Genomic DNA, 19,869 nt, shown 5'->3' with positions numbered 1-19,869 from the left:
CCAAAACCAATTCATGAATTCTAATAATAAAAAAAGGCCATCCTCAAGAGAATGGCCATTAGTATATCTGTAAGAAAATATTATTTCAATTGCTTGAATAATTTTTTCATGCTTACTTCATTTTCGATGATGTCATACAATTTAGCAATTTCAACGCGCTCCTGATTCATTGTATCGCGGTGACGAATAGTAACCGTATTATCTTCCAACGACTGGTGATCTAAAGTTACACAGAAAGGTGTACCAATAGCATCCTGACGACGGTAACGCTTACCAATAGAGTCTTTCTCATCGTATTGGCAATTGAAATCGAACTTAAGATCGTTGATAATCTCACGAGCTTTTTCTGGTAAACCATCTTTCTTAACCAATGGCATAACACACAATTTAACCGGTGCTAGTGCTGGTGGCAATTTCAATACCACACGCTCGTCAACTTTACCATTCTCCTTCTCAACTTTCTCTTCCTGATATGCCTCAGACATAATCTGAAGGAACATACGGTCAACACCAATTGATGTTTCAACCACATAAGGCACGTAGCTCTTATTCAATTCAGGATCGAAATATTGAATTTTCTTACCAGAGAACTCCTGATGCTGTTTCAAATCGAAGTCAGTACGAGAGTGAATACCCTCAACTTCTTTAAATCCGAATGGGAATTTAAATTCAACATCAGTTGCTGCGTTAGCATAGTGAGCCAACTTATCGTGATCGTGGAAACGGTATTTATCCTCGCCAAAACCTAAAGCTTTGTGCCAGCTCATACGTGTCTCTTTCCACTTATCGAACCATTTCATTTCGTCGCCCGGACGAACAAAGAACTGAAGTTCCATCTGTTCAAACTCACGCATACGGAAAATAAACTGACGAGCAACAATCTCGTTACGGAAAGCTTTACCAATCTGAGCAATTCCGAAAGGAATTTTCATACGACCTGTTTTCTGAACATTCAGGTAGTTTACGAAAATACCCTGAGCCGTTTCCGGACGAAGGTAAATCTTGCTTGATCCATCTGCCGTAGAACCCATATCCGTTGAGAACATCAGGTTAAACTGACGTACATCAGTCCAGTTTTTGGTTCCTGAAATAGGACAAGCAATCTCATTATCGATAATAATTTGCTTCAACTCCTCTAAGTCATTTTTATCTAAAGCTTCAACAAAACGAGCATGCACAGCATCCATCTTAGCTTTGTTAGCCAACACACGAGGATTTGTAGAACGGAATTGAGCCTCATCGAAACTCTCGCCAAACTTTTTCTTCGCTTTAGCAACTTCCTTATCCATTTTAGCCTCATACTTAGCCATCAAGTCTTCAATCAAAACATCAGCTCTGTAACGCTTCTTCGAATCCTTATTATCAATCAATGGATCGTTAAAAGCATCAACGTGACCTGAAGCTTTCCAAATGGTAGGGTGCATAAAAATAGCAGTATCAATACCCACTACATTTTCGTGTAGTTTTACCATTGAATCCCACCAATACTTTTTAATGTTGTTTTTTAGTTCAACACCCAATTGTGCGTAATCGTAAACCGCAGATAAACCATCATAAATTTCTGATGATTGAAATACGAATCCGTATTCTTTACAATGAGCTACCAGTTTTTTGAAAACATCTTCCTGAGCCATAAATCTTATATTTTGAGGTTTATTAAAAATTTTGGTATTGATATCTTAGGCATTATAAAACAGCTTTAAGATAAAGCAAGTAGCAAAAGTACAAAAAAATGCCAACTAACGCTCTAGTTAATTGGTAATCTTAACACTGAGGTCATAAGATGAACTAATCATCCACTTCTTCAAAATCAACATAGTCGCCAATGTCTTTTTTGTGTGGGTTTCCCGCTGTGTCGGAAGGTTTTTCAACAGTTACTTCACCTTCTGGTTTCTGTTGGTATTGCTGTTGTTGATTTTGTTGTTGCTGTTGCATTTTATCAAAAGTCTTCTTCACAATAACTGGAAAAAAAGCTCTAAATAAATATTTGATCAGGAAATAAACCCCTATTGCAATTAATATAAATTTCATAATCTTACTTTATTTTGAAGGACAAATATAAGCATTTCATTTTTTTTTCAGCAGTTCTTTGGCATTGTCTTTTGGGCGTTCCCTTCGGGCGGGCTTTTCGTTGCAACTCCTCACTCATTCTTCGCTGTGGGGTTTCCACTATAATCCCTAACGCAAGATTTACAAATAATTTTGTGTTTAAAATTTCGAATTGAAGCAAAAAAAAGACTGCCTCGAAAGGCAGTCCTGAATTTGAATTAATGTAAATACCCCCATAGGGAGTTTCTTAAAATATTTTCTATTTGTATAAACGTTTTTTCTCGTTTTTAATCTCATCCTCGAAAGAGCAAGAATTCTTTGTTATTGTTTTGTCTCTGCAACCAAATAGGAAGTTGATACCAAAACGAATATTTGCCAAATGAGCACTGTTTGGCTTAATTGCAGCCATAACATTGTCGCTAACAACATAAAACTGTGTTGGACCTAATTTGGTTGATAAGCCGAATCCTATGTTATTATAAGAATTGTTTACAACCGAATAACTAAGCGATGTGCTTAGGTTTTTAAAGAAGCGAGCATTTGCCGAAAAAGTTAATGCCGATTGTACTTTCCCATTAAATATTTCGGTACGACTTAATGCACCAACATTAAGCTTTTTATTTAGTTGATGCGTTCCTCCTAAATAGATTTTTGTTGGCAAGCCAACAGAATAACTATCGATATTGTTCGAAACTCGAAATTGATCAGCAATAGAATCACTTAAATCTTCGAAAACATCTTCTATTTCTTCGTAGTTAGGATCATTTGAATTTCCCGATTGAGACCAATCTGCACCTGTCCAGGTAAACGAACCATCTTGAGAAAATTCGTGACCATCTGTTTTCCATTTAATAGATCCAATATCTAATATACTTGCGTATAAACGAGTTTTTTCGTCCATTTGATAGGTCATACCCAAATCGACAGCAAAACCTTTATTACTTGTGTTTGTGAAGAAATCTGCATCGTAATCATTCCCGTCAATATCAACATCATTTACGAAACCATCAGAATCGATTCCAATTTGATTAATTGGCATGGAAGCACGAAGGAGATGCTCTGATTTGAGTACAATCTCATTTCCTGTAGCGGAGGTGAAAACGGACATGTCCGAATTTTCCATGTGAAGATTGGCAATACCGAATAGAATTTTCCCCTTGATCCCAACAGTCCATTTATCATTGACTTGTTTAGATACGCCAAGCGCAACTTCATGATAATAACTTGCATCTAAACCAAGGCCTCCCCAGTTGGAAGTACGTCCTCTAAAATCGTAATTACCGTCTTTTAGAAAAGTGATCATTTCTTTGTCGAAGCTAAAGCGAGTATCTTGTTTTTCGATAATGTCTAAAGTGAAAAAGTACTTTTTAGCACGAATTCCAAGTGCGAAAAGGGTCAATTCGAATTGTTCTGATATAAAATTGGTTGTTTTTAAGGCATCGTGGAAACCATTGACATCAACTACCAAAGAATCTTTTCTGATACCTGTTCCATCAGTAATAATATCATTGTAGCCAAAGCTACTGTTGCTATAATTTAAATAAACAGAGCTTAATGCTGGAAAGCCAACAAATACTTTGCACTCAGGTTGAATCGCTGGATTTAATTGATTTGCTTGAGGAGCATTTTGCAAAAAATACAAAGTGCTGTTCATTTTTTGTGCCGATGCAGGAACTGCAAGCAGTAAAAAGAATAATCCAGCTAAAATAGTTTTACTAATAGATTTAATCATGGTCGGTAATGGTTAGTGCGATTAGTTATTAAGGTCGATTTGTGCCTGAACAGAGAGGGTGAATTTCAATTCATAATCTCCCTTTAATTTAACGGGAACTCCACCATTACTTGTGCTCACACTAGCGTTAATAATTAGGTTTTCGGTTTTATTTAGATTTTCGATCTGTGTTTGAGTCAATTTAATTTGATGTTCAACTTCCTTAATAGAACTAGGATCAACTTCACCAATTTTTGCTCCCGTGGTAAATACAGTAGCTGCATCTATCACCTCATTGTCTGTAATTTCATCAATTATATTGTAGGCTGCATCCGTAAAGTAAATTTTATCAATCATTACGTCAAGCGGATATCCATTTTCAGTAACAATAACTACAGCTGCATTCATTATTTTATCAGCATCACTAATGTCAAGATCTTCAATTGTATCTCTCAGCATTAGTTTGTTCGCTGTAAAATCCAAAGGAATATCAATTTCAATATCAACACCAATAGCTGAATTATTACTAATTAGGTTTGGAGTTGTTGGGGTAGGAGCAATTGCACCTACAGGATTTAAGGTAATATCGCCCATGTACTCTAATCTGTCTGATGGAGGTAAAGCCATTAGATCAACAATATCGGAGTTGTTTTTATCATAGGTAATGATTTCTGTTATTGCATCAATCGCCAATGGATTAGTTGCTGAAACAGCATTAGGATAGTTTGGTTGCAATGCATCAGGATTTAATGCAGCACTAGTTCCATCCGATGCGTAGCCAATTATGTCAGCATTTATTTGAAAAGGAACACCAACCGAATTTTCCATTTGCAGAGATATTTGAGGATTGGCAAATTGATAATCTCCTTCTATATCATCCCAAAAATCAACATCCATATCAATATTTCCAGCATCAAGAAGAATGCTTTGGTTGCCAAAATCGCCTTGCGCCAATTGAAAATCTATATTCTGAACTTCAAGATTAATTCCAAGATCTCCTGAACTGGTTACTAATCCACCATCATCAATAACAGTAATGTTGAAAACAATATCAATATCGTTATTGGTGGTATATGGTGTATTGAAAAGTAAATTTAGATCTGCTAGGTTTAATATTTTTTCTTGATTCGGAAGATTGGGATCTAAATTAAATACTTCATTAATAGCTGCTCCACCCACTGTTCCGTTAGGAATCGAAACTGAAAGATCTACAAATTTATTTAACGGATTCGAGATAAGAAATCTGAGGTTCGCATTCAGATCTAACTCATATAGCGTGATAGCTGTTGAGCCGCCTGTTGTAATTTGAATTTGATCGGTTTGAGGAGAGAATGTAGGTAGTAATCCGTAATCTATTCCAACACCAAAACTTGGTAAAGAATAAGATAAGTTAAGGGCCGATTGAGCTGGAAAATCCAAAACATCAGCAACATTATAAGTGAAAATATCTTCTTCCAAATACTTAATGTGTAAAAATCCTTCAGCATCTAACATGATGGTTTGATCGGCAGGGTCGGCCTCATGTTGGTTCAATAAATACCATAAAGTATAAGTACCGTAACCAGCAGGGACAATCATGTTCGGAGTCCAGTCAACTTGTTCAGATAGCTTATCCATATCGTAATCGTCTCCATCGAAACAAGATTGGGTTGATAAAGCTAAAATACTGGCAAGAAGAAAAGGGATCAGAGATTTAAATTTAAGTATCATAGTCGTTTTAATTAAATATACATTTTTTTAAGATGTACCGATTTATGGAGCACAAACCCTAATCGTACAATCTTAAATAACAAGCATTTATTTCACATGGTTAGATAATCAAAGACTTCATTGAGTTGATTTTCTTAATAGATGAATGACTCGTTATTCCTGATAAAGCGCTTATTGTACGGAATAGTTTAGAAGGAAGTTTCGATTGTCTCCAACATAAAGGTTAAAGGATTTATCGCCTGTTTTAGAAAATCCAATCGAGAACTCCGTATTCCCTTTTAAGGGAAATCCTTTGTGCTTGTTTCCAGCTGGATCAATAAGGAATATTTTATTTTCGTCTTCTAGACAAATTCCAATTTCAATATTTCTTCTGGAGAATTGATAAACATTGGGTTTAAAGCTAATGTTAGAGTCAAATTTTTGATCTAATGTTTGCTTCCCAGCTGCATTAAATATCTTCAAGAAGTTGTAATCTGCAAAAAGGTATTCATTTTTGCCATCGGCATTTAGGTCGGCCGCAGTAAAAAAGTGAGCTTCGGAAAGTTGTGTAAAAGATTTCTTTTCAACTTTACCATTTAAATAGCAGTAATAAATGTTTCCATTGTTGTCCGTCGTTACCAGTCTGTCGCTGATATTACCAACTGCTTTTTCAAGATAAAAAGGATTGTTTACTGATTTTGAAAACTGCACTTTTGGTTTAATTCTCTCTTGACCACGACGGTTTAAAATATAGAATCTATACTTGTCAGCGTATACAATGTAATCTTTGTTCTTAATTCTAAAATGTTGAATCTCGCAAGTTATTTCATTTTCAGCTTTAGAAGAGTTCCAACCAGTTAATGATTTTCCTTCTTTGGTATAAGCATATATCTTTCGATCCTTACAAGGAATAAAAAAGCGGTAGTTTTTATTTTTATCGTAGTCGAAAATAGAAACGCCACGAACTGCTTCTGCCTTAAGCTTTACAGGATAATTATTGACATTATTTCCATTTCTATCGACCAAATGAAGTCTATTTTTCGTTGTGAAAAGGTATTGTAGCTTTCCATTTTTAAACAAATCGATCTGATGAACTTTACCAATAATTTGAGATTCCAGTTCTTTTTTCCATAAAACACGTCCTGAAGGATTCAAAAGATGCAGCTGGTTGTTTATGTCCTGAACCAGAATTTCATTCTCTTTAGTGTAATGATTTTGAACCAGGTATGGTTTGTGTGCAAAACAAGTGTCTAGTCTCGATTCCCAATCGGTTTGAGGAGCTAATTCCAGAACTGGGTCGTATTCAATAAATAAATTGTTGTAAATCAAATTTCGATTTGAGCTTAGCTGTAAGCCAATTGCCTGAAATTTGTTCACACTTTCTTTGTTGTTTTTTATCTCTTTCTGTAAATCAGCATTTAAAAAGCTTGAAATAAAAGCATTCGCCTTTGGTGTTGAGGTATAAAAATAGAAGTTTGCTTTGTTGGATAAATACTCCTTGTTTTCCTGATAGCTTTGGTTGGTGTCAAGCGTTTTTCCCAAAACTGATTCCTGAATGAATTCCGATAAGGAAGCGATGCTCGGGCCCATTATCATGTAATTCTCAATAAAGGTGAAATAAGACGATGAGGCATCCGTAAAGAAGCTTCCAAATAACTTTTCTGGAATGCGATCTTCAGGTAATCGAAAAATATCGAAACTAGTTTCTTTGTCGAGCTGATATGTTCGCTTGTAATATGCTAATGTGCGTTGTTGTTTTTTTGCATAACCGTTAATCATTTTAAGCATCTTTTCCTTTGCAATGCTTGCACTTTTGGTTCTAATAATGGTAAAACGCTTGTTGGTTAATCCTTCCGAAAAGGCAAGTCCAATCTCTTTGTGAAGTATAGAATAAATAGCCTCTTCGTAATCAACGCCAGTTTTCTTTTTAATCTCGTTAATGTTTTTTTGATATTCAGACAATTTCCCCATCTGATCGAGAAACTTACGATACTTTCCTTTGTGCAAAGGAGCATCATCTATTCCCAAAATACTTAAAATGCTGGTACTCGATGGAATGATGGATTCCATTTCCATTTTAACTGGCTCTTGTTGAAGAAAAAGATTCATCAGGTTGCCTTGCTGAGGATCACTATAGGTAAATCCGTTAAGCAGAATGATACGATTTCTGAAACTGAGATCTAGTTCGGTCCAGTTTGCCAGATTCGTATAATTGCGAATGAACTTACTGTATTGTTTATCTAAGGATAAAGAAACTTGCTTAGGATAGGTTTTTAGGTTAAAAAAGAGGTTTGCATCAACATTTTTGCCAACTGTTCTTCTAATTTGTTCAAAACCTTTCGACTTGGAAATTGAGTTCTCGGTACTTAATTGGCGAAGCGAATTTTCTACCAATAACATGGATCTACTGGCAACAAATAAGCCTTTCGAAAATGCAAAGTGTATTCCTTTTGCTTTAGGATCTTTTAAAGGAATACTGAACAAGGTTGTGTTGTGATAAGATCGTTCTTTAACGGGTGATTCTAGTCCAACCCAATTGATAATCGAATTCTGAAGTTTTTTCTCTTCTAAATAGTCCGTTATGGGAAGGATGTAGAGGTATTCGATTTCATTTTTACCTTGCAGATGACTTGCCATGGTAAAGGATCGATCTAATGAAAAAGCTCCTTCAGAGCTAAAATTGCTTACCAGACTATCAAGAAATTGAAGGTTCTTGTTAATATTAGCAATATCATCAAATTTGCTTAGCTCTTGCCAAACCCCTGTATTGTTCTCCAATTTTGAAATTAATTGTTCTAAACTTTCAAATTGAATAATCATTTCTGAGTTTACCGGAATTGCTGAGAAAGGATCAACACCTTTGTAAACCTTCTGCTTTTGAAGGTACAAGTAGCCTAAAACAATGATTGCCAGAAGAAATACGATTAAAAAAGAGCTTAGGATTTTTTTCAGCATGGTAAATTCGGTTGCATGGTATAGTGATTGATCAAAATTAACAATTTATCGATTGTTTTAAAATTATGTGTAGGATATTCTGAGATCTTATTGAAAGCAATTTTATGTGCAAAAAAATACCCCGACAAGTGCCGAGGTATTTTCCTAATAAAAAGTAAGTGTTTGGTGTGTTGTATCTAAAGATCAAATTTTATGCCTTGAGCCAAAGGTAAATCAGTTCCATAATTAATTGTATTGGTCTGACGGCGCATATAGGTTTTCCATGAGTCAGAACCTGATTCGCGTCCGCCGCCTGTTTCTTTCTCACCACCAAAGGCACCACCAATTTCAGCTCCTGATGTACCAATATTGACATTGGCAATTCCACAATCGCTACCTACTGTTGAAAGAAAAGTTTGAGCTTCCCTCATATTCATCGTAAAGATAGAGGATGATAGACCTTGAGGGACATTGTTGTGTAATTCTATAGCTTCATCAAGCGTTTTGTATTTCATGATGTACAAGACAGGAACAAAAGATTCATCCTGAACAATTTGCCAATGATTTTCGACCTCACAAAAACTTGGTAAAACGTAATTGCCATCAATCACCTTATCTCCAAAAACAATTTTACCGCCCGCTTTTTTCACTTCAGCAATAGCATTCTTATAAACATCAACTGCATCTTCGTCGATAACAGGTCCAACTAAGGTGTTTGGATCAAGTGGGTTTCCAATTTTCTTTTCTACCTGAGCATAAGCGCTCAAAAGGCGATTTTTCACATCATCGTAAATATCTTCATGAATAATCAATCGACGTGTTGAAGTACAACGTTGACCAGCAGTTCCTACTGAACCGAATACAATTCCAGGTATAGCGATATCTAAATCGGCAGTTGGTGCAACAATAATAGCGTTGTTACCACCTAATTCAGCAATAGTTTTTCCCAAACGAGCACCAACTTTTTCGGCAACTCGTTTTCCTATTGCAGTTGATCCTGTCACAGAAATAAGTGGAACACGTTTATCTTCGATAAAATTATCACCCATAACCGATGATTTAGCAACCACGAGGTTGAAAACACCCTCAGGAACATCATTATCTTTTAACACTTTTTGAATAATATTCTGACAAGCCAGTGCACAAAGAGGCACTTTAGAACTCGGTTTCCAGATAATCACATCGCCACAAACGGCTGCAATCATAGCATTCCATGCCCAAACAGCAACAGGGAAATTAAAGGCAGAAATAACACCTACTACGCCAAGAGGATGATATTGATCCATCATTTTATGATCGGGACGTTCTGAGTGCATGGTGAAACCATATAGTTGACGTGAAAGACCGACAGCAAAATCACAAATATCAATCATCTCTTGAACCTCACCCAAACCTTCTTGGTAGATTTTACCCATTTCGAAGCTGACTAATTTTCCAAGATCTTCCTTATTCTCACGAAGAGCATTCCCAATCTGTCTAACAACTTCACCACGAGCAGGAGCTGGAATTTTACGCCAAACTTTAAAGGCATCTTGAGCTGTATCCAATACTTTTTCGTAATCATCTCGATCAGCATTTTTAACTTTTGCGATAAGAGCTCCATCAATAGGAGAAATCGATTCTGTTACAGCTCCATTGCATTCAATCCATTTTGATCCGGTTGAAACCCCTTGGTTAATTTCTTTTATGCCTAATCTTTGTAGTGTTTCCTGAACGCCAAATTCTTTCATGTTGTATTCGTTTTTTGCTTTGACAAAAGCTTGATCTTAGTCAAAAGTGGTTTGTGTTTTTGGATTTTTTACATCCTTTGAACAAGATAACAAATGAAAGCCCAATGGGCTATGATTTTTATCATATATCTAGTCTAAATAAAGGCAAGAAAAAACCCGAATTGTTTAGATTCGGGTTCTGATGATATTGATAATTAAAATTTGAGACTTTTTATTTACATCACGAAGTTTCTGAATTGCTTCATGAATTGTACTCTTTCGAATGCCGCAGGGTCGTTTGATTTATTTTGGCTCATCTTCCCCTTAAATTCTTGAAGACTCTTGAAACCTTGCTTTTCCATCCATGAGAAAATTTCCTTGTTAAGGATGTCGATATACTCAGGGCCATTTTTATACAAGATGGAAGCCAGTTGAACTGCATCAGCTCCAGCAAGTATGTGTTTAATAATGCTTTCGGATGTGTGAATTCCAGTTGTTCCAGCAATAGAACATTTCAATCGTTCCGACATAATTCCTGTCCATCGTAATGAGTTTTTGTAATCGTCAGAACTTGATAAAACTTGTCCGCTTGTAACGGTCAAATTATTAATGTCAAAATCAGGACTGTAAAAGCGATTAAACATCACTACACCATCAACAGCCATTTCATCTAATCGGCTAATAAGATTAGATAAGTTTGAATGATATGGGCTTATTTTTAATGCTACTGGAATGGCAACTTGTTCTTTAACCGTTTTTAATACGTCGTAATAAATTTGCTCGTTTTCATCACCTGTTCTGTTCATGTCAGTTGGCAATACAAACAAGTTAATTTCAATGGCATCAGCTCCAGCTTTTTCAATTTCTTGAGCAAAATAGGTCCATTTTTGAGCGCTAACACAGTTTATACTTGCTATAATTGGAATCGAAACAGCTGATTTTGCTTCTTGAATTAACCTCAAATATTTGCGTACGGTATCTTCCTTAGGATCTTCATCCATATAATCGAAGGTTTCAGGATAAACATACGGACGACTGGTCATGGCAAGCATTTGCTCATCCATTTCCATAATGATTTCTTCTTCGAATAAAGATTTTAATACGATAGCACCGGCTCCATGAACTTCTAATTCAATTAATTTTTCAATTGAATCGGTTAGTCCAGAACTTGCTGCAATAATTGGACTACTTAGGTCCAATCCAAGATAGTTCGTTGTTAAATTTGGCATAATTAGGATTGTTTGATTATGTTTTTGTTGTTATTTGTATCAAATGTAGTTTCGTAACTAGATTATTACAAATCAATAATCTTTATACTAATATAGAAAATACTTATCTATTTACAGTTGGAATTACGGGTAAATGATAGTGCTTAGGAAATTACCTATTAAATTTAAGGCTTGTTTTGCAAACGATTTCAGCTTTGATTGAAAAATGAATTTGCAGTATCTTTCAATTTTCCCTTTTTTTGTAATTCAATCTTAAAAAATGATTTCTAAAATCAAATCTTAACCTACTAACTAGCATGCAAAAAACAAATAAAAAAAGACGAAGCTGGACAGATCGTTTCCTAAATGTAACAGAGAAATTTGGGAATGCACTTCCGCACCCCGCAACCCTATTTGCAATATTTGCTGTATTGGCAATTTTATTATCAGGTCTGGCTTCTCTTTTTGGATGGCAGGCAGTTCATCCTGGTACCAAGGAGACTATCGAGGTCGTTAACCTTCTGTCTGTAGATGGCTTGCACCGTATTCTTATCGAGATGGTTGATAATTTTACTGGCTTTGCACCTTTGGGGATTGTGATGGTAGCCATGTTGGGTATTGGTATCGCTGAGAGTAGTGGTTTGATTGGAACACTGATTCGTAAACTCGTTTTATCAGCACCTAAAAAGATGTTGACTTTTGTACTTGTACTTGCAGGTATCTTGTCGAATACAGCATCCGATGTGGGATATGTTCTGTTAATTCCTTTGGCAGGGATTATTTTCGTTGCAGTCGATCGTCATCCAATTGCGGGTATGGCAGCCGCCTTTGCTGGTGTATCAGGTGGATTTTCAGCAAACCTTATTCTAGGAACTATCGATCCATTATTAGCAGGCCTTTCTCAGGAAGCGGCTCGAATTGTTGATCCAACAGCAGTTGTAAACCCAACAGCAAACTATTATTTTATGGTGGTTTCAACCTTCGTTATTGCTACGGTTGGTACGCTGGTCACCGAAAAAGTGATAGAACCTCGCTTGGGTGTCTATAAGGATGCAGCCGAGCATAAGGAAGAAATCCATGATTTAAATGACTTGGAGCGACGAGGTTTACGTTGGGCTTTATATGTAGTGCTTTTCCTTACAGCAATTACTGTTTGGGGTTTATACCCTGAAAATGGCTTCTTTAGAGGAGAAGATGGTGGTTTCCTAACCTCACCACTGATAAAAGGTGTTGTAGCACTCTTGTTTTTAGGTGCTGGAGGTTGTGGTATAGCTTATGGTTTTGGAGCAAAAGTATTCAAGTCGGATGCTGATATCATGAAGGGTATGGGTAAGTCCATGGAAACGCTTGCCGGATACTATGTCCTTGTTTTCTTCGCAGCACAATTTGTGGCTTACTTCAAATGGTCGAATCTTGGTGTTATTATGGCTATTAAAGGGGCAGGAGCGCTTATGGCTGCCGAAATTGGAATGATACCATTAATGATTCTTTTTGTGCTTTTATCGGCGCTTATTAATATGCTTATGGGCTCGGCTTCGGCTAAGTGGGCCATTATGGCACCTATCTTTATTCCGATGTTTATGTTGATGGGCTACTCGCCGGAATTATCGCAGGTCGTTTATCGTATTGGTGATTCTGTAACCAATGTCATTTCTCCTATGATGAGTTTCTTTGCACTGATTATTGCTTACGTTCAGAAATACGATAAGAAATCGGGTATTGGTACCATTATAGCCACCATGTTACCTTATTCTGTGGCATTCTTCCTGGTTTGGGTCATATTACTGATGGGATGGATCACTTTAGGCTTACCATTAGGACCAGGAGCTGGCTTGGAATATACCATGCCAAATTAAACTAATAAAGTGAAACTCAGCACATCGGCCGTGTACTGTCTTTTGTGCTGATTTTTTTCTCTGACTTTTTTTTCTTAAAAAAAGCTTGTTTTTGTTTTGCAGGAATGAAACATTTCCATACATTTGCATCGCAATCAAAAGCAATGCCCAGGTGGCGGAATTGGTAGACGCGCTGGTCTCAAACACCAGTGGGGCAACCCGTGCCGGTTCGATCCCGGCCCTGGGTACTGAAAGTGCCTAAACCCTCAGTTTTTACTGAGGGTTTTTTTTATGGAAAAAATTTCAGTTTAAAAATTGAACCCACTTAAATAAGCATTGTTTTAATTCTAGCTTTATTTAAAGGATTCAGATTCTTATAAATTTCTTAAGTACCCTCCTCAAATCATAGAGATACTGTATATTTGTATCAACAACAATAAACACAAATACGAACAAACCTTAAACGATTAAGATGAGTATGGATCTTATATTTATGTTGACTAAAAATGATCAAACGATACCCGACGCTAGAAAATATGTGAAGGAAATTGTTGCAGAAGGTGTAAAACATATAGGCTTTAAGGATGTTGGCTTGCCTTTTAGTGAGTTGAAAGAACTAACAGCTGACTTAAGAAAAGAAGGTGTTAAAGTTTATTTAGAGGTGGTAAGTTTAGATGTTGATAGTGAAAGAAAATCTGCAATGGCAGCTATGGAGCTTAATGTAGATTTTTTATTGGGAGGAACAAGACCTAGTATTATTGCGCCCATTGTAAAAGATCATCCTTTAAAATACTATCCTTTTGTTGGAAGTATAGAAGATCACCCAAGCATATTAAAAGGAACAATTTCTGAAATAAGTTCGCACGCAGAACAAATTACAAGTATTGATGGGGTTGATGGTCTGGATTTATTGGCTTACCGATTTTCTGGCAATGATATTCCACGCTTAATTCATGAGGTGTGTAAATCGTCTAAAAAACCTGTTATTGTTGCCGGTAGCATCAATAATAAGAACAGGATAGAGGTTGTTAGGAAATCAGGATCTTCCGCTTTTACAGTAGGAACAGCAGCATTTGATTTAGCTTTTGCTGCTGATAAGCCAGGAGTAGGAGGACAGGTAAAAAGTATCTTGCAAATTAGTGGTCAGTAAACTTTTTAGCATTCTTTAACACTTGTTGCGGTTTGTTAACTGCTTTATACTATATCTTTAGGATATAGATTTAGATTAGGTTTTTCATAGATTAAGATTAGATAAGTTGATACCCGGCCGAACACCGGGTTTCTTTTTGTCTAATAAATTCCACTCCCTAGGTCATTTTCAGACCGTAAATTAAGCTTCTTTAACTTCTTTTTCAGACTCTTAACAGATTAATTTTGTACCTTGATAAGTGAATAAAACAAGTAGTAGTTTTTTTCATAGATTAAAGATTTAGGTTAGTAATTAGTGGTTAGTGGAAAAGTCTGGTGTGATGCCCAGACTTTTTTCTTTTATAGTGTAATTGGTCATGTTTTACCGCACTTATCGATATTTTTTAGCAAGTAGATTTAAGAATATTAAAATGAATTATTTTAAGTATTCTTAATCAAAATTGTGAAAGTCTTTATCATATTTTGTAGCTTTGATCATATTTTTATTTGAAAATTATCAAATTGAATCTGAAAAATTATACCATGAAAAAATCTATTCTTATATTTTTTGTACTTGCAAGTTTAACGCTAAGCGCTCAGAATACTAAAGTTGAAGTATTAAAGGAATTTCTTAAAGGAAGCATTGAATTAAGTGCTAGCAATATTGATTTAGGACAGCCTATAAATACGGTTAATGAATTAGCAGCTGCAAAGGCTGATAAGGTAATTGAATTGACAAAAGAAAACATTAGTGAGACGCTAGCTGAGGCTAAAAATTACAAAACTTGCATTATTACAGTTGGAGTGCATACCATTATTAAGGTAACCGACTTTGATGACTGCAGTCCAAGTGGTGCTTGGGGAGCATGTATGCCAATGGGAAAAGGTTATATCCAAAAGGCTGGTGTTTTAAATGAAGTACAAGATTACATTAAGAACATTATTGGTCGTCCTGCGACGCAAGAGCGTAAAGTTTTCTTGTTTAAATAGAATCAAGATCATTACAAAATAAATAAGCCCCAATCAAATTTTTTGATTGGGGCTTTTCAGTTGTATTGCGTAATAATTGTAGGTAATACTTTTTTATTGGTAGTTGTAAATTTCGAAAGATACTCTTCGATTATTTGCTCTGCTTTTACTATCGGTATTGGCAACTACTGGCATGCTCTCGCCATGTGGAACTACAATAATTTGATTGGTTGGTATTCCATTTAAAGCGAGGTAATTTTTTACGGTAATTAGTCTTTTGTGAGCCAATTCGATATTGGATCTGTTGGAGCCGATATCATCGGTGTGGCCATGCATTTTAAGCATGTAATTCGTATTCTTTTTTAAGATGCTAATAAGGGTCTCTAATTTTCTTCTCGAGTATTCGGTTAGAGTATAGTTGCCGAATGAAAAATAGATATTCTCAAGACGTTCTTCCATCTCAATTTTCTCTTCTTTTTGTTCGGGGCAGCCTTTGTTTTCATAGCTACCAGGAATTTCAGGGCAAAGATCTTCACTGTCAACAATTCCATCGCCATCTGAATCTACAGGACAGCCTGTTTCGTTAACAATGTAATAAGAAGGAGTATTTGGACACTCATCAATATCATCTGCAACGCCATCGCGATCAGCATCCGATTGTTTGTCTTTATTCTCCATCTCTTCTAAAACCTTTCTCAAATAATCGATCTTTTTGTATTTCTCAGCAAGCAAAGTTTTTAAAATGCTGTTGTCATTGTCTAAAATTCGATCTTTCTTCTTGTTTGCAGATAATGGAAGACGATATCCGATAAGGAATTCATGATTGTTTGAGGCATATCGCCCTGTTTTTTTAATTCCAATATCATATGAATATCCTATCGTAAAATTTTTAAGAACAGTAACACCTAAATTTAAGCCAACAGAGAAATTGTCTCTATAATTAACTGCAAACCATCCTTTGTCTTTTAAATCAGCAATTAAATTAAGATCGTATTGAAAGGGAATTGCATTGGCATAGCGGAGCATTATGTAGGGAGAAATACTAAGATCTTTAACGCTCTCAATAGGGAATTTATAGCCACTGCTAACGAGTACTTGTCGGTTGAGATTGTAGGTGCTCTGCTTCCCATCGATGGTATTACTTACTGAGTTGTTTAGTAGTTGAGGAATCGTTAGGCCAAATAAGAGGTTTTTGTACTTGTAATAAACACCTACGTTCGCCATAAATTCAGAATTCTTAAAATTACTACTGATTAAATAAGGATCGTTTGAGTTGGCGACAATTTGAGAAGTGTTCATTCTAAAGTCAGAGATTCCTGCAGAAACACCAAAGCGGATGTTGTGTTGATCGGCTATCTTTAATCGGTAAGAATAGTTCAACATGGCTTGTGTATTGTTGAAAATACCAACATCATCATTTGTGAGATTGAAACCGACACCATATCTCCCTTCATTTAAAGCAGCATCAGCAGTAAAAATATGCGTGACCTGACCGCCATCAAAATCCATGAATTTTTGATTGCGAAGTAGGTAAGCATTAAATAATCCGGTAGCACCTGAGGCAGCAGGATTGTAAACTACTGGGTTGATGTAGTATTGATCTAATAAAGGCACCTGTTGTGCTTTTGCTGAAAAATCAGCAATAAATAGAAGGGGAAAGATGAAGATTATAAGCTTAAAATGGGCTCTCATAAATGCTTGCTATTTATCGGATTGATCCTTTTAAAAATTACCAATAATGGATAAAGATCCTCTTATTGGTTTGATATTTTTTGTATTAAAATTGATGCTGTAATAATAGGTTCCACTTGGTAAAACGGATCCATTATAGCTACCTTTCCAATTGTTTTGATATGCTTTGGAATAGAATATTTGTTGCCCATAAATATTAAAAATAGCTACTTCAGGAGCTTTCAACTCTAGGTCGTACTGAACAAGCCACTCATCGTTAATGCCATCTCCATTGGGTGTTAGAGCATTGTTCACAATAACACGCTTATCGCCTTCAAATTTGATTTCAATTTCTTCACCAGCTTCTGAAGTGCGACAGAAATTATCGTCAACAACTAAAATGCGATAGGTGCCAATAGCTAAATTGTTTAATTCCAATACGTCTTCTTCCGTGGTATAGGTTTGTCCGGGTTCAATTACAAATTTGTATGGCGGAGTTCCATTGGTTACATGAATAGTGAGTTGGCCATCATTTCCATAATGAACATCTCGACTTAAAAGTTGTAGGCTTGGTTTAGAATGAACCTCAAATTCTGGTACCGATGCAGTAAATTCATCTATGCAATTACCAATAAGTATTTTGTATTGAGATTGTTCATCTGGAAGTAAATTTTCAAATACAATGCTCTTTCCAGCTCCTGTTATACTATTAATTTCTTGATTCCCTTCTAGGAGGATGTATTCGATACCAAGATCTGCCATTGGGATTTCAATATCTACATTTTCGCCAAGACATGCATCTGATGGGGTTACAAAGCTTTCAACCGAGAAGGGTTCTATATCAAGAATGTTAATTTGTTTTTTGCTGTTTAAGAGGATTTGATCTGAACAAATTGCTTCATGAGTATACACATGAAATTCCGTAGAATTAACGAGTGAAAGCCCTGGGAAATCAATTGTACTTCCATTACCAATAATGTTTGGTTCTATAAAATCAACTCCATCATGAAGTTGGTAGTACATTCCTTCTTCACTATCTTTTACCGAAAGCACCACTTCTTCACCTTGACAGATAATATCTTGATTAGCAAGAATCTCTTTGTTTGTAGTTGGGTGTATATGAACATCAACATCAACGGTGTACCTAATATCTACAGGATTAATACATTTGTTTCCTAAGGCCTCAATTCGGTAGGTAGTAGATGTTAGTGGCGTAGTTGGTTCGAAATTAATTGCTTCGCTATTACCAGAAACAGGTGCGCATAAAGCTTTGTTACCATCAAATAGTTGGTAGCTAACTGCTGGATCGGTTGGTGTTAGGGATATAACAACTTCCTCTCCTTCGCAAACTGTATGATTATTAATTGTAGGATGAAGATGATCTTCTGGAGGTAATCCTACCAATACTTTTGCTGTTTGTTTAAGCATTGAAGTAGAGCTACATATTTTATTTGTGGCTACGATGTGATAGATAACTGATCGAAATGGAGAAAATTCTGGAAAGGAAATAGCAGCATTATTACCTTCAATAGGACTTCCGTGCATGTAGGTTCCATCGTAAAGTTGATAGCTAACACCATTTTCACTATTGCCCAGCGAGATGATCGTTTTTTCACCAATGCAGATCTGATCTTCAGAAATATTAACTTTAATATCATCAACAGGCGGACGAATTACTTCTAAATAAACCGATTCATTTAAGGTCGATTTTTCTAACGTAAGTTTGTTGGTTGCAATGATTTGATAGGTTGCAGAATAATTTGGAGTTAGTGTGAAGTGTAAAAGAGAACCATTTCCATCTTGAGCATCTCCAACAGTTAGGCCTTCAGTATATAGCTGATAACTTACGTTGATTTCACTTGGTGCGATATGAATTTGAGTTGTTTCTCCAAAACAAATCGTTTCTGTATCGATACTTACACTTAGTGAGTTGTCTGGTAACAGTAGTGTATTACTTGATTCTAAGTTGAAATATGAAAATACCTGAAGTGGGAGACTAAATATCAGAAGACATAGAATAATTGCCAAGTTTTGATATAGTGATTTGTGCAGGCTCATTATTAGTTTGGTTATCAGGGATTTTATTTTTTTTATTATGTTGTTTTAGTAGTTGGAAATGGCATGTAAATTAGATTCTTTTAAGAAATTTTAACAATTATAGTGTCTTGTTTTTGATGCTTTAATAAATTCATTAGGTTTGATTGGTTGTCAGTAAAAAGTCTCTTAAGTGCTGATAATTAGATGTAAAGATTGCAGTGGAGAGATGTGTCTTTGTGGTTTTATTTTGCTTTAGATCGATTAAAAATAACAACATCATGATATTTAATGGTTTGAGTGTTAATTTCATGTAAACGTTTACTTTTGACAAAAGGTTTCAAATTGGTGATGAAAGAATGATTTTAGGGTGGCAATGTGAGATTGTTGTGTTTTTATGAATATGCAGTTGGTCCACAACATGTACTAATATATTTTATACATTTGTTTTTATCATTTGAAACAAGAATTAGATATGCAGAATACAAAACAATTGGAGTTGGATAAGAAACAGGAGAACTTAGATCGTAGATATGTTAGAATGGCATTAGTATGGGCGGAAAATTCTTATTGCGAGAGAAGAAAAGTGGGTGCTTTAATTGTTAAGGATAAGATGATAATTTCGGATGGATACAATGGAACACCATCTGGTTTTGAGAATGTTTGTGAAGATGAAAACTATAAAACCAAAGCGTATGTTCTTCATGCTGAAGCAAATGCGATTACGAAAGTTGCAAAATCTAGCAATAGCAGTGATAATGCAACATTATATGTTACTGCTACACCGTGTATAGAATGTGCGAAGCTAATTATACAAGCTGGTATTGTTCGGGTAGTGTATTCAGAAGAATATCATAGCACTGAAGGAAAAGATTTACTGGAAAGAGCTGGGATTGAAGTGAAATTTATTAATTTAAAGGAACAGTTTTAAA

General features: G+C 35.7%; 13 protein-coding genes and 1 tRNA gene. 5 read left to right on the top strand and 9 right to left on the bottom strand.

The window, feature by feature from the left end; translation table 11 throughout:
• Nucleotides 1–80: 80 nt before the first annotated feature.
• The 7 genes from L3049_RS11540 to L3049_RS11510 all read right to left on the bottom strand — a co-directional run bounded on the left by L3049_RS11540 (nucleotide 81) and on the right by L3049_RS11510 (nucleotide 11,321).
• On the bottom strand, nucleotides 81–1,634 hold the full coding sequence (locus L3049_RS11540) for a glycine--tRNA ligase (RefSeq protein ID WP_275109962.1): 1,554 nt from the start codon (nucleotides 1,632–1,634) through the stop codon (nucleotides 81–83).
• Nucleotides 1,635–1,788: 154 nt separating this feature from the next.
• Nucleotides 1,789–2,031, bottom strand: coding sequence for a DUF4834 family protein (locus L3049_RS11535; protein WP_275109961.1), 243 nt, complete (start codon nucleotides 2,029–2,031; stop codon nucleotides 1,789–1,791).
• 277 nt (nucleotides 2,032–2,308) lie between these two features.
• The gene (locus L3049_RS11530) at nucleotides 2,309–3,781 is read right to left on the bottom strand and encodes a DUF5723 family protein (RefSeq protein WP_275109960.1); all 1,473 of its coding nucleotides are present in this window, start codon (nucleotides 3,779–3,781) and stop codon (nucleotides 2,309–2,311) included.
• Between the two features lie 21 nt (nucleotides 3,782–3,802).
• Nucleotides 3,803–5,470 carry a hypothetical protein gene (locus L3049_RS11525; RefSeq protein ID WP_275109959.1) on the bottom strand — a complete coding sequence of 556 codons (1,668 nt, stop codon included), beginning with the start codon at nucleotides 5,468–5,470 and terminating at the stop codon, nucleotides 3,803–3,805.
• A 171-nt stretch (nucleotides 5,471–5,641) separates the two neighbouring features.
• The gene (locus tag L3049_RS11520; protein ID WP_275109958.1) at nucleotides 5,642–8,404 is read right to left on the bottom strand and encodes a DUF3352 domain-containing protein; all 2,763 of its coding nucleotides are present in this window, start codon (nucleotides 8,402–8,404) and stop codon (nucleotides 5,642–5,644) included.
• 176 nt (nucleotides 8,405–8,580) lie between these two features.
• Nucleotides 8,581–10,113, bottom strand: coding sequence for an L-piperidine-6-carboxylate dehydrogenase (amaB, locus tag L3049_RS11515; protein WP_275109957.1), 1,533 nt, complete (start codon nucleotides 10,111–10,113; stop codon nucleotides 8,581–8,583).
• Nucleotides 10,114–10,328: 215 nt separating this feature from the next.
• The gene (locus tag L3049_RS11510) at nucleotides 10,329–11,321 is read right to left on the bottom strand and encodes a dihydroorotate dehydrogenase-like protein (RefSeq protein ID WP_275109956.1); all 993 of its coding nucleotides are present in this window, start codon (nucleotides 11,319–11,321) and stop codon (nucleotides 10,329–10,331) included.
• Between the two features lie 296 nt (nucleotides 11,322–11,617).
• On the opposite strand from L3049_RS11510, the gene L3049_RS11505 reads away from it, so the two are divergent.
• The 4 genes from L3049_RS11505 (at nucleotide 11,618) to L3049_RS11490 (ending at nucleotide 15,253) form a co-directional block, all read left to right on the top strand.
• Nucleotides 11,618–13,156, top strand: a complete 1,539-nt coding sequence (locus tag L3049_RS11505; RefSeq protein ID WP_275109955.1) for an AbgT family transporter — start codon at nucleotides 11,618–11,620, stop codon at nucleotides 13,154–13,156.
• A 145-nt stretch (nucleotides 13,157–13,301) separates the two neighbouring features.
• Nucleotides 13,302–13,383 (top strand) — tRNA-Leu (locus L3049_RS11500).
• Nucleotides 13,384–13,607: 224 nt separating this feature from the next.
• Complete coding sequence (locus L3049_RS11495; protein ID WP_275109954.1) at nucleotides 13,608–14,285, top strand: hypothetical protein; 678 nt, start codon at nucleotides 13,608–13,610, stop codon at nucleotides 14,283–14,285.
• A 521-nt stretch (nucleotides 14,286–14,806) separates the two neighbouring features.
• On the top strand, nucleotides 14,807–15,253 hold the full coding sequence (locus L3049_RS11490; RefSeq protein ID WP_275109953.1) for a hypothetical protein: 447 nt from the start codon (nucleotides 14,807–14,809) through the stop codon (nucleotides 15,251–15,253).
• 93 nt (nucleotides 15,254–15,346) lie between these two features.
• On the opposite strand, the gene L3049_RS11485 is transcribed toward L3049_RS11490, so the two are convergent.
• Together L3049_RS11485 and L3049_RS11480 are read right to left on the bottom strand one after the other, a co-directional pair.
• Nucleotides 15,347–16,924 (bottom strand): PorP/SprF family type IX secretion system membrane protein, encoded by a 1,578-nt coding sequence (locus L3049_RS11485; protein ID WP_275109952.1) that lies wholly within the window; start codon nucleotides 16,922–16,924, stop codon nucleotides 15,347–15,349.
• 30 nt (nucleotides 16,925–16,954) lie between these two features.
• A complete protein-coding gene (locus L3049_RS11480; protein WP_275109951.1) occupies nucleotides 16,955–18,961 on the bottom strand; it encodes a T9SS type B sorting domain-containing protein in 2,007 nt (668 codons plus the stop codon).
• 451 nt (nucleotides 18,962–19,412) lie between these two features.
• On the opposite strand from L3049_RS11480, the gene L3049_RS11475 reads away from it, so the two are divergent.
• The gene (locus L3049_RS11475) at nucleotides 19,413–19,868 is read left to right on the top strand and encodes a deoxycytidylate deaminase (RefSeq protein ID WP_275109950.1); all 456 of its coding nucleotides are present in this window, start codon (nucleotides 19,413–19,415) and stop codon (nucleotides 19,866–19,868) included.
• Nucleotide 19,869: the final 1 nt, after the last annotated feature.

This window comes from Labilibaculum sp. DW002 (genome assembly GCF_029029525.1).
GTDB classification, from domain to species: domain Bacteria; phylum Bacteroidota; class Bacteroidia; order Bacteroidales; family Marinifilaceae; genus Paralabilibaculum; species Paralabilibaculum antarcticum.
This window is presented reverse-complemented; position numbering and strand designations above follow the sequence as displayed.

What these genes read in the sequence shown, in the direction of transcription:
- L3049_RS11540 (WP_275109962.1), bottom strand. Translation starts at nt 1,634, where the DNA reads ATGGCTCAGGAAGATGTTTTCAAAAAACTGGTAGCTCATTGTAAAGAA.
- L3049_RS11535 (WP_275109961.1), bottom strand. Translation starts at nt 2,031, where the DNA reads ATGAAATTTATATTAATTGCAATAGGGGTTTATTTCCTGATCAAATAT.
- L3049_RS11530 (WP_275109960.1), bottom strand. Translation starts at nt 3,781, where the DNA reads ATGATTAAATCTATTAGTAAAACTATTTTAGCTGGATTATTCTTTTTA.
- L3049_RS11525 (WP_275109959.1), bottom strand. Translation starts at nt 5,470, where the DNA reads ATGATACTTAAATTTAAATCTCTGATCCCTTTTCTTCTTGCCAGTATT.
- L3049_RS11520 (WP_275109958.1), bottom strand. Translation starts at nt 8,404, where the DNA reads ATGCTGAAAAAAATCCTAAGCTCTTTTTTAATCGTATTTCTTCTGGCA.
- amaB (WP_275109957.1), bottom strand. Translation starts at nt 10,113, where the DNA reads ATGAAAGAATTTGGCGTTCAGGAAACACTACAAAGATTAGGCATAAAA.
- L3049_RS11510 (WP_275109956.1), bottom strand. Translation starts at nt 11,321, where the DNA reads ATGCCAAATTTAACAACGAACTATCTTGGATTGGACCTAAGTAGTCCA.
- L3049_RS11505 (WP_275109955.1), top strand. Translation starts at nt 11,618, where the DNA reads ATGCAAAAAACAAATAAAAAAAGACGAAGCTGGACAGATCGTTTCCTA.
- L3049_RS11495 (WP_275109954.1), top strand. Translation starts at nt 13,608, where the DNA reads ATGAGTATGGATCTTATATTTATGTTGACTAAAAATGATCAAACGATA.
- L3049_RS11490 (WP_275109953.1), top strand. Translation starts at nt 14,807, where the DNA reads ATGAAAAAATCTATTCTTATATTTTTTGTACTTGCAAGTTTAACGCTA.
- L3049_RS11485 (WP_275109952.1), bottom strand. Translation starts at nt 16,924, where the DNA reads ATGAGAGCCCATTTTAAGCTTATAATCTTCATCTTTCCCCTTCTATTT.
- L3049_RS11480 (WP_275109951.1), bottom strand. Translation starts at nt 18,961, where the DNA reads ATGAGCCTGCACAAATCACTATATCAAAACTTGGCAATTATTCTATGT.
- L3049_RS11475 (WP_275109950.1), top strand. Translation starts at nt 19,413, where the DNA reads ATGCAGAATACAAAACAATTGGAGTTGGATAAGAAACAGGAGAACTTA.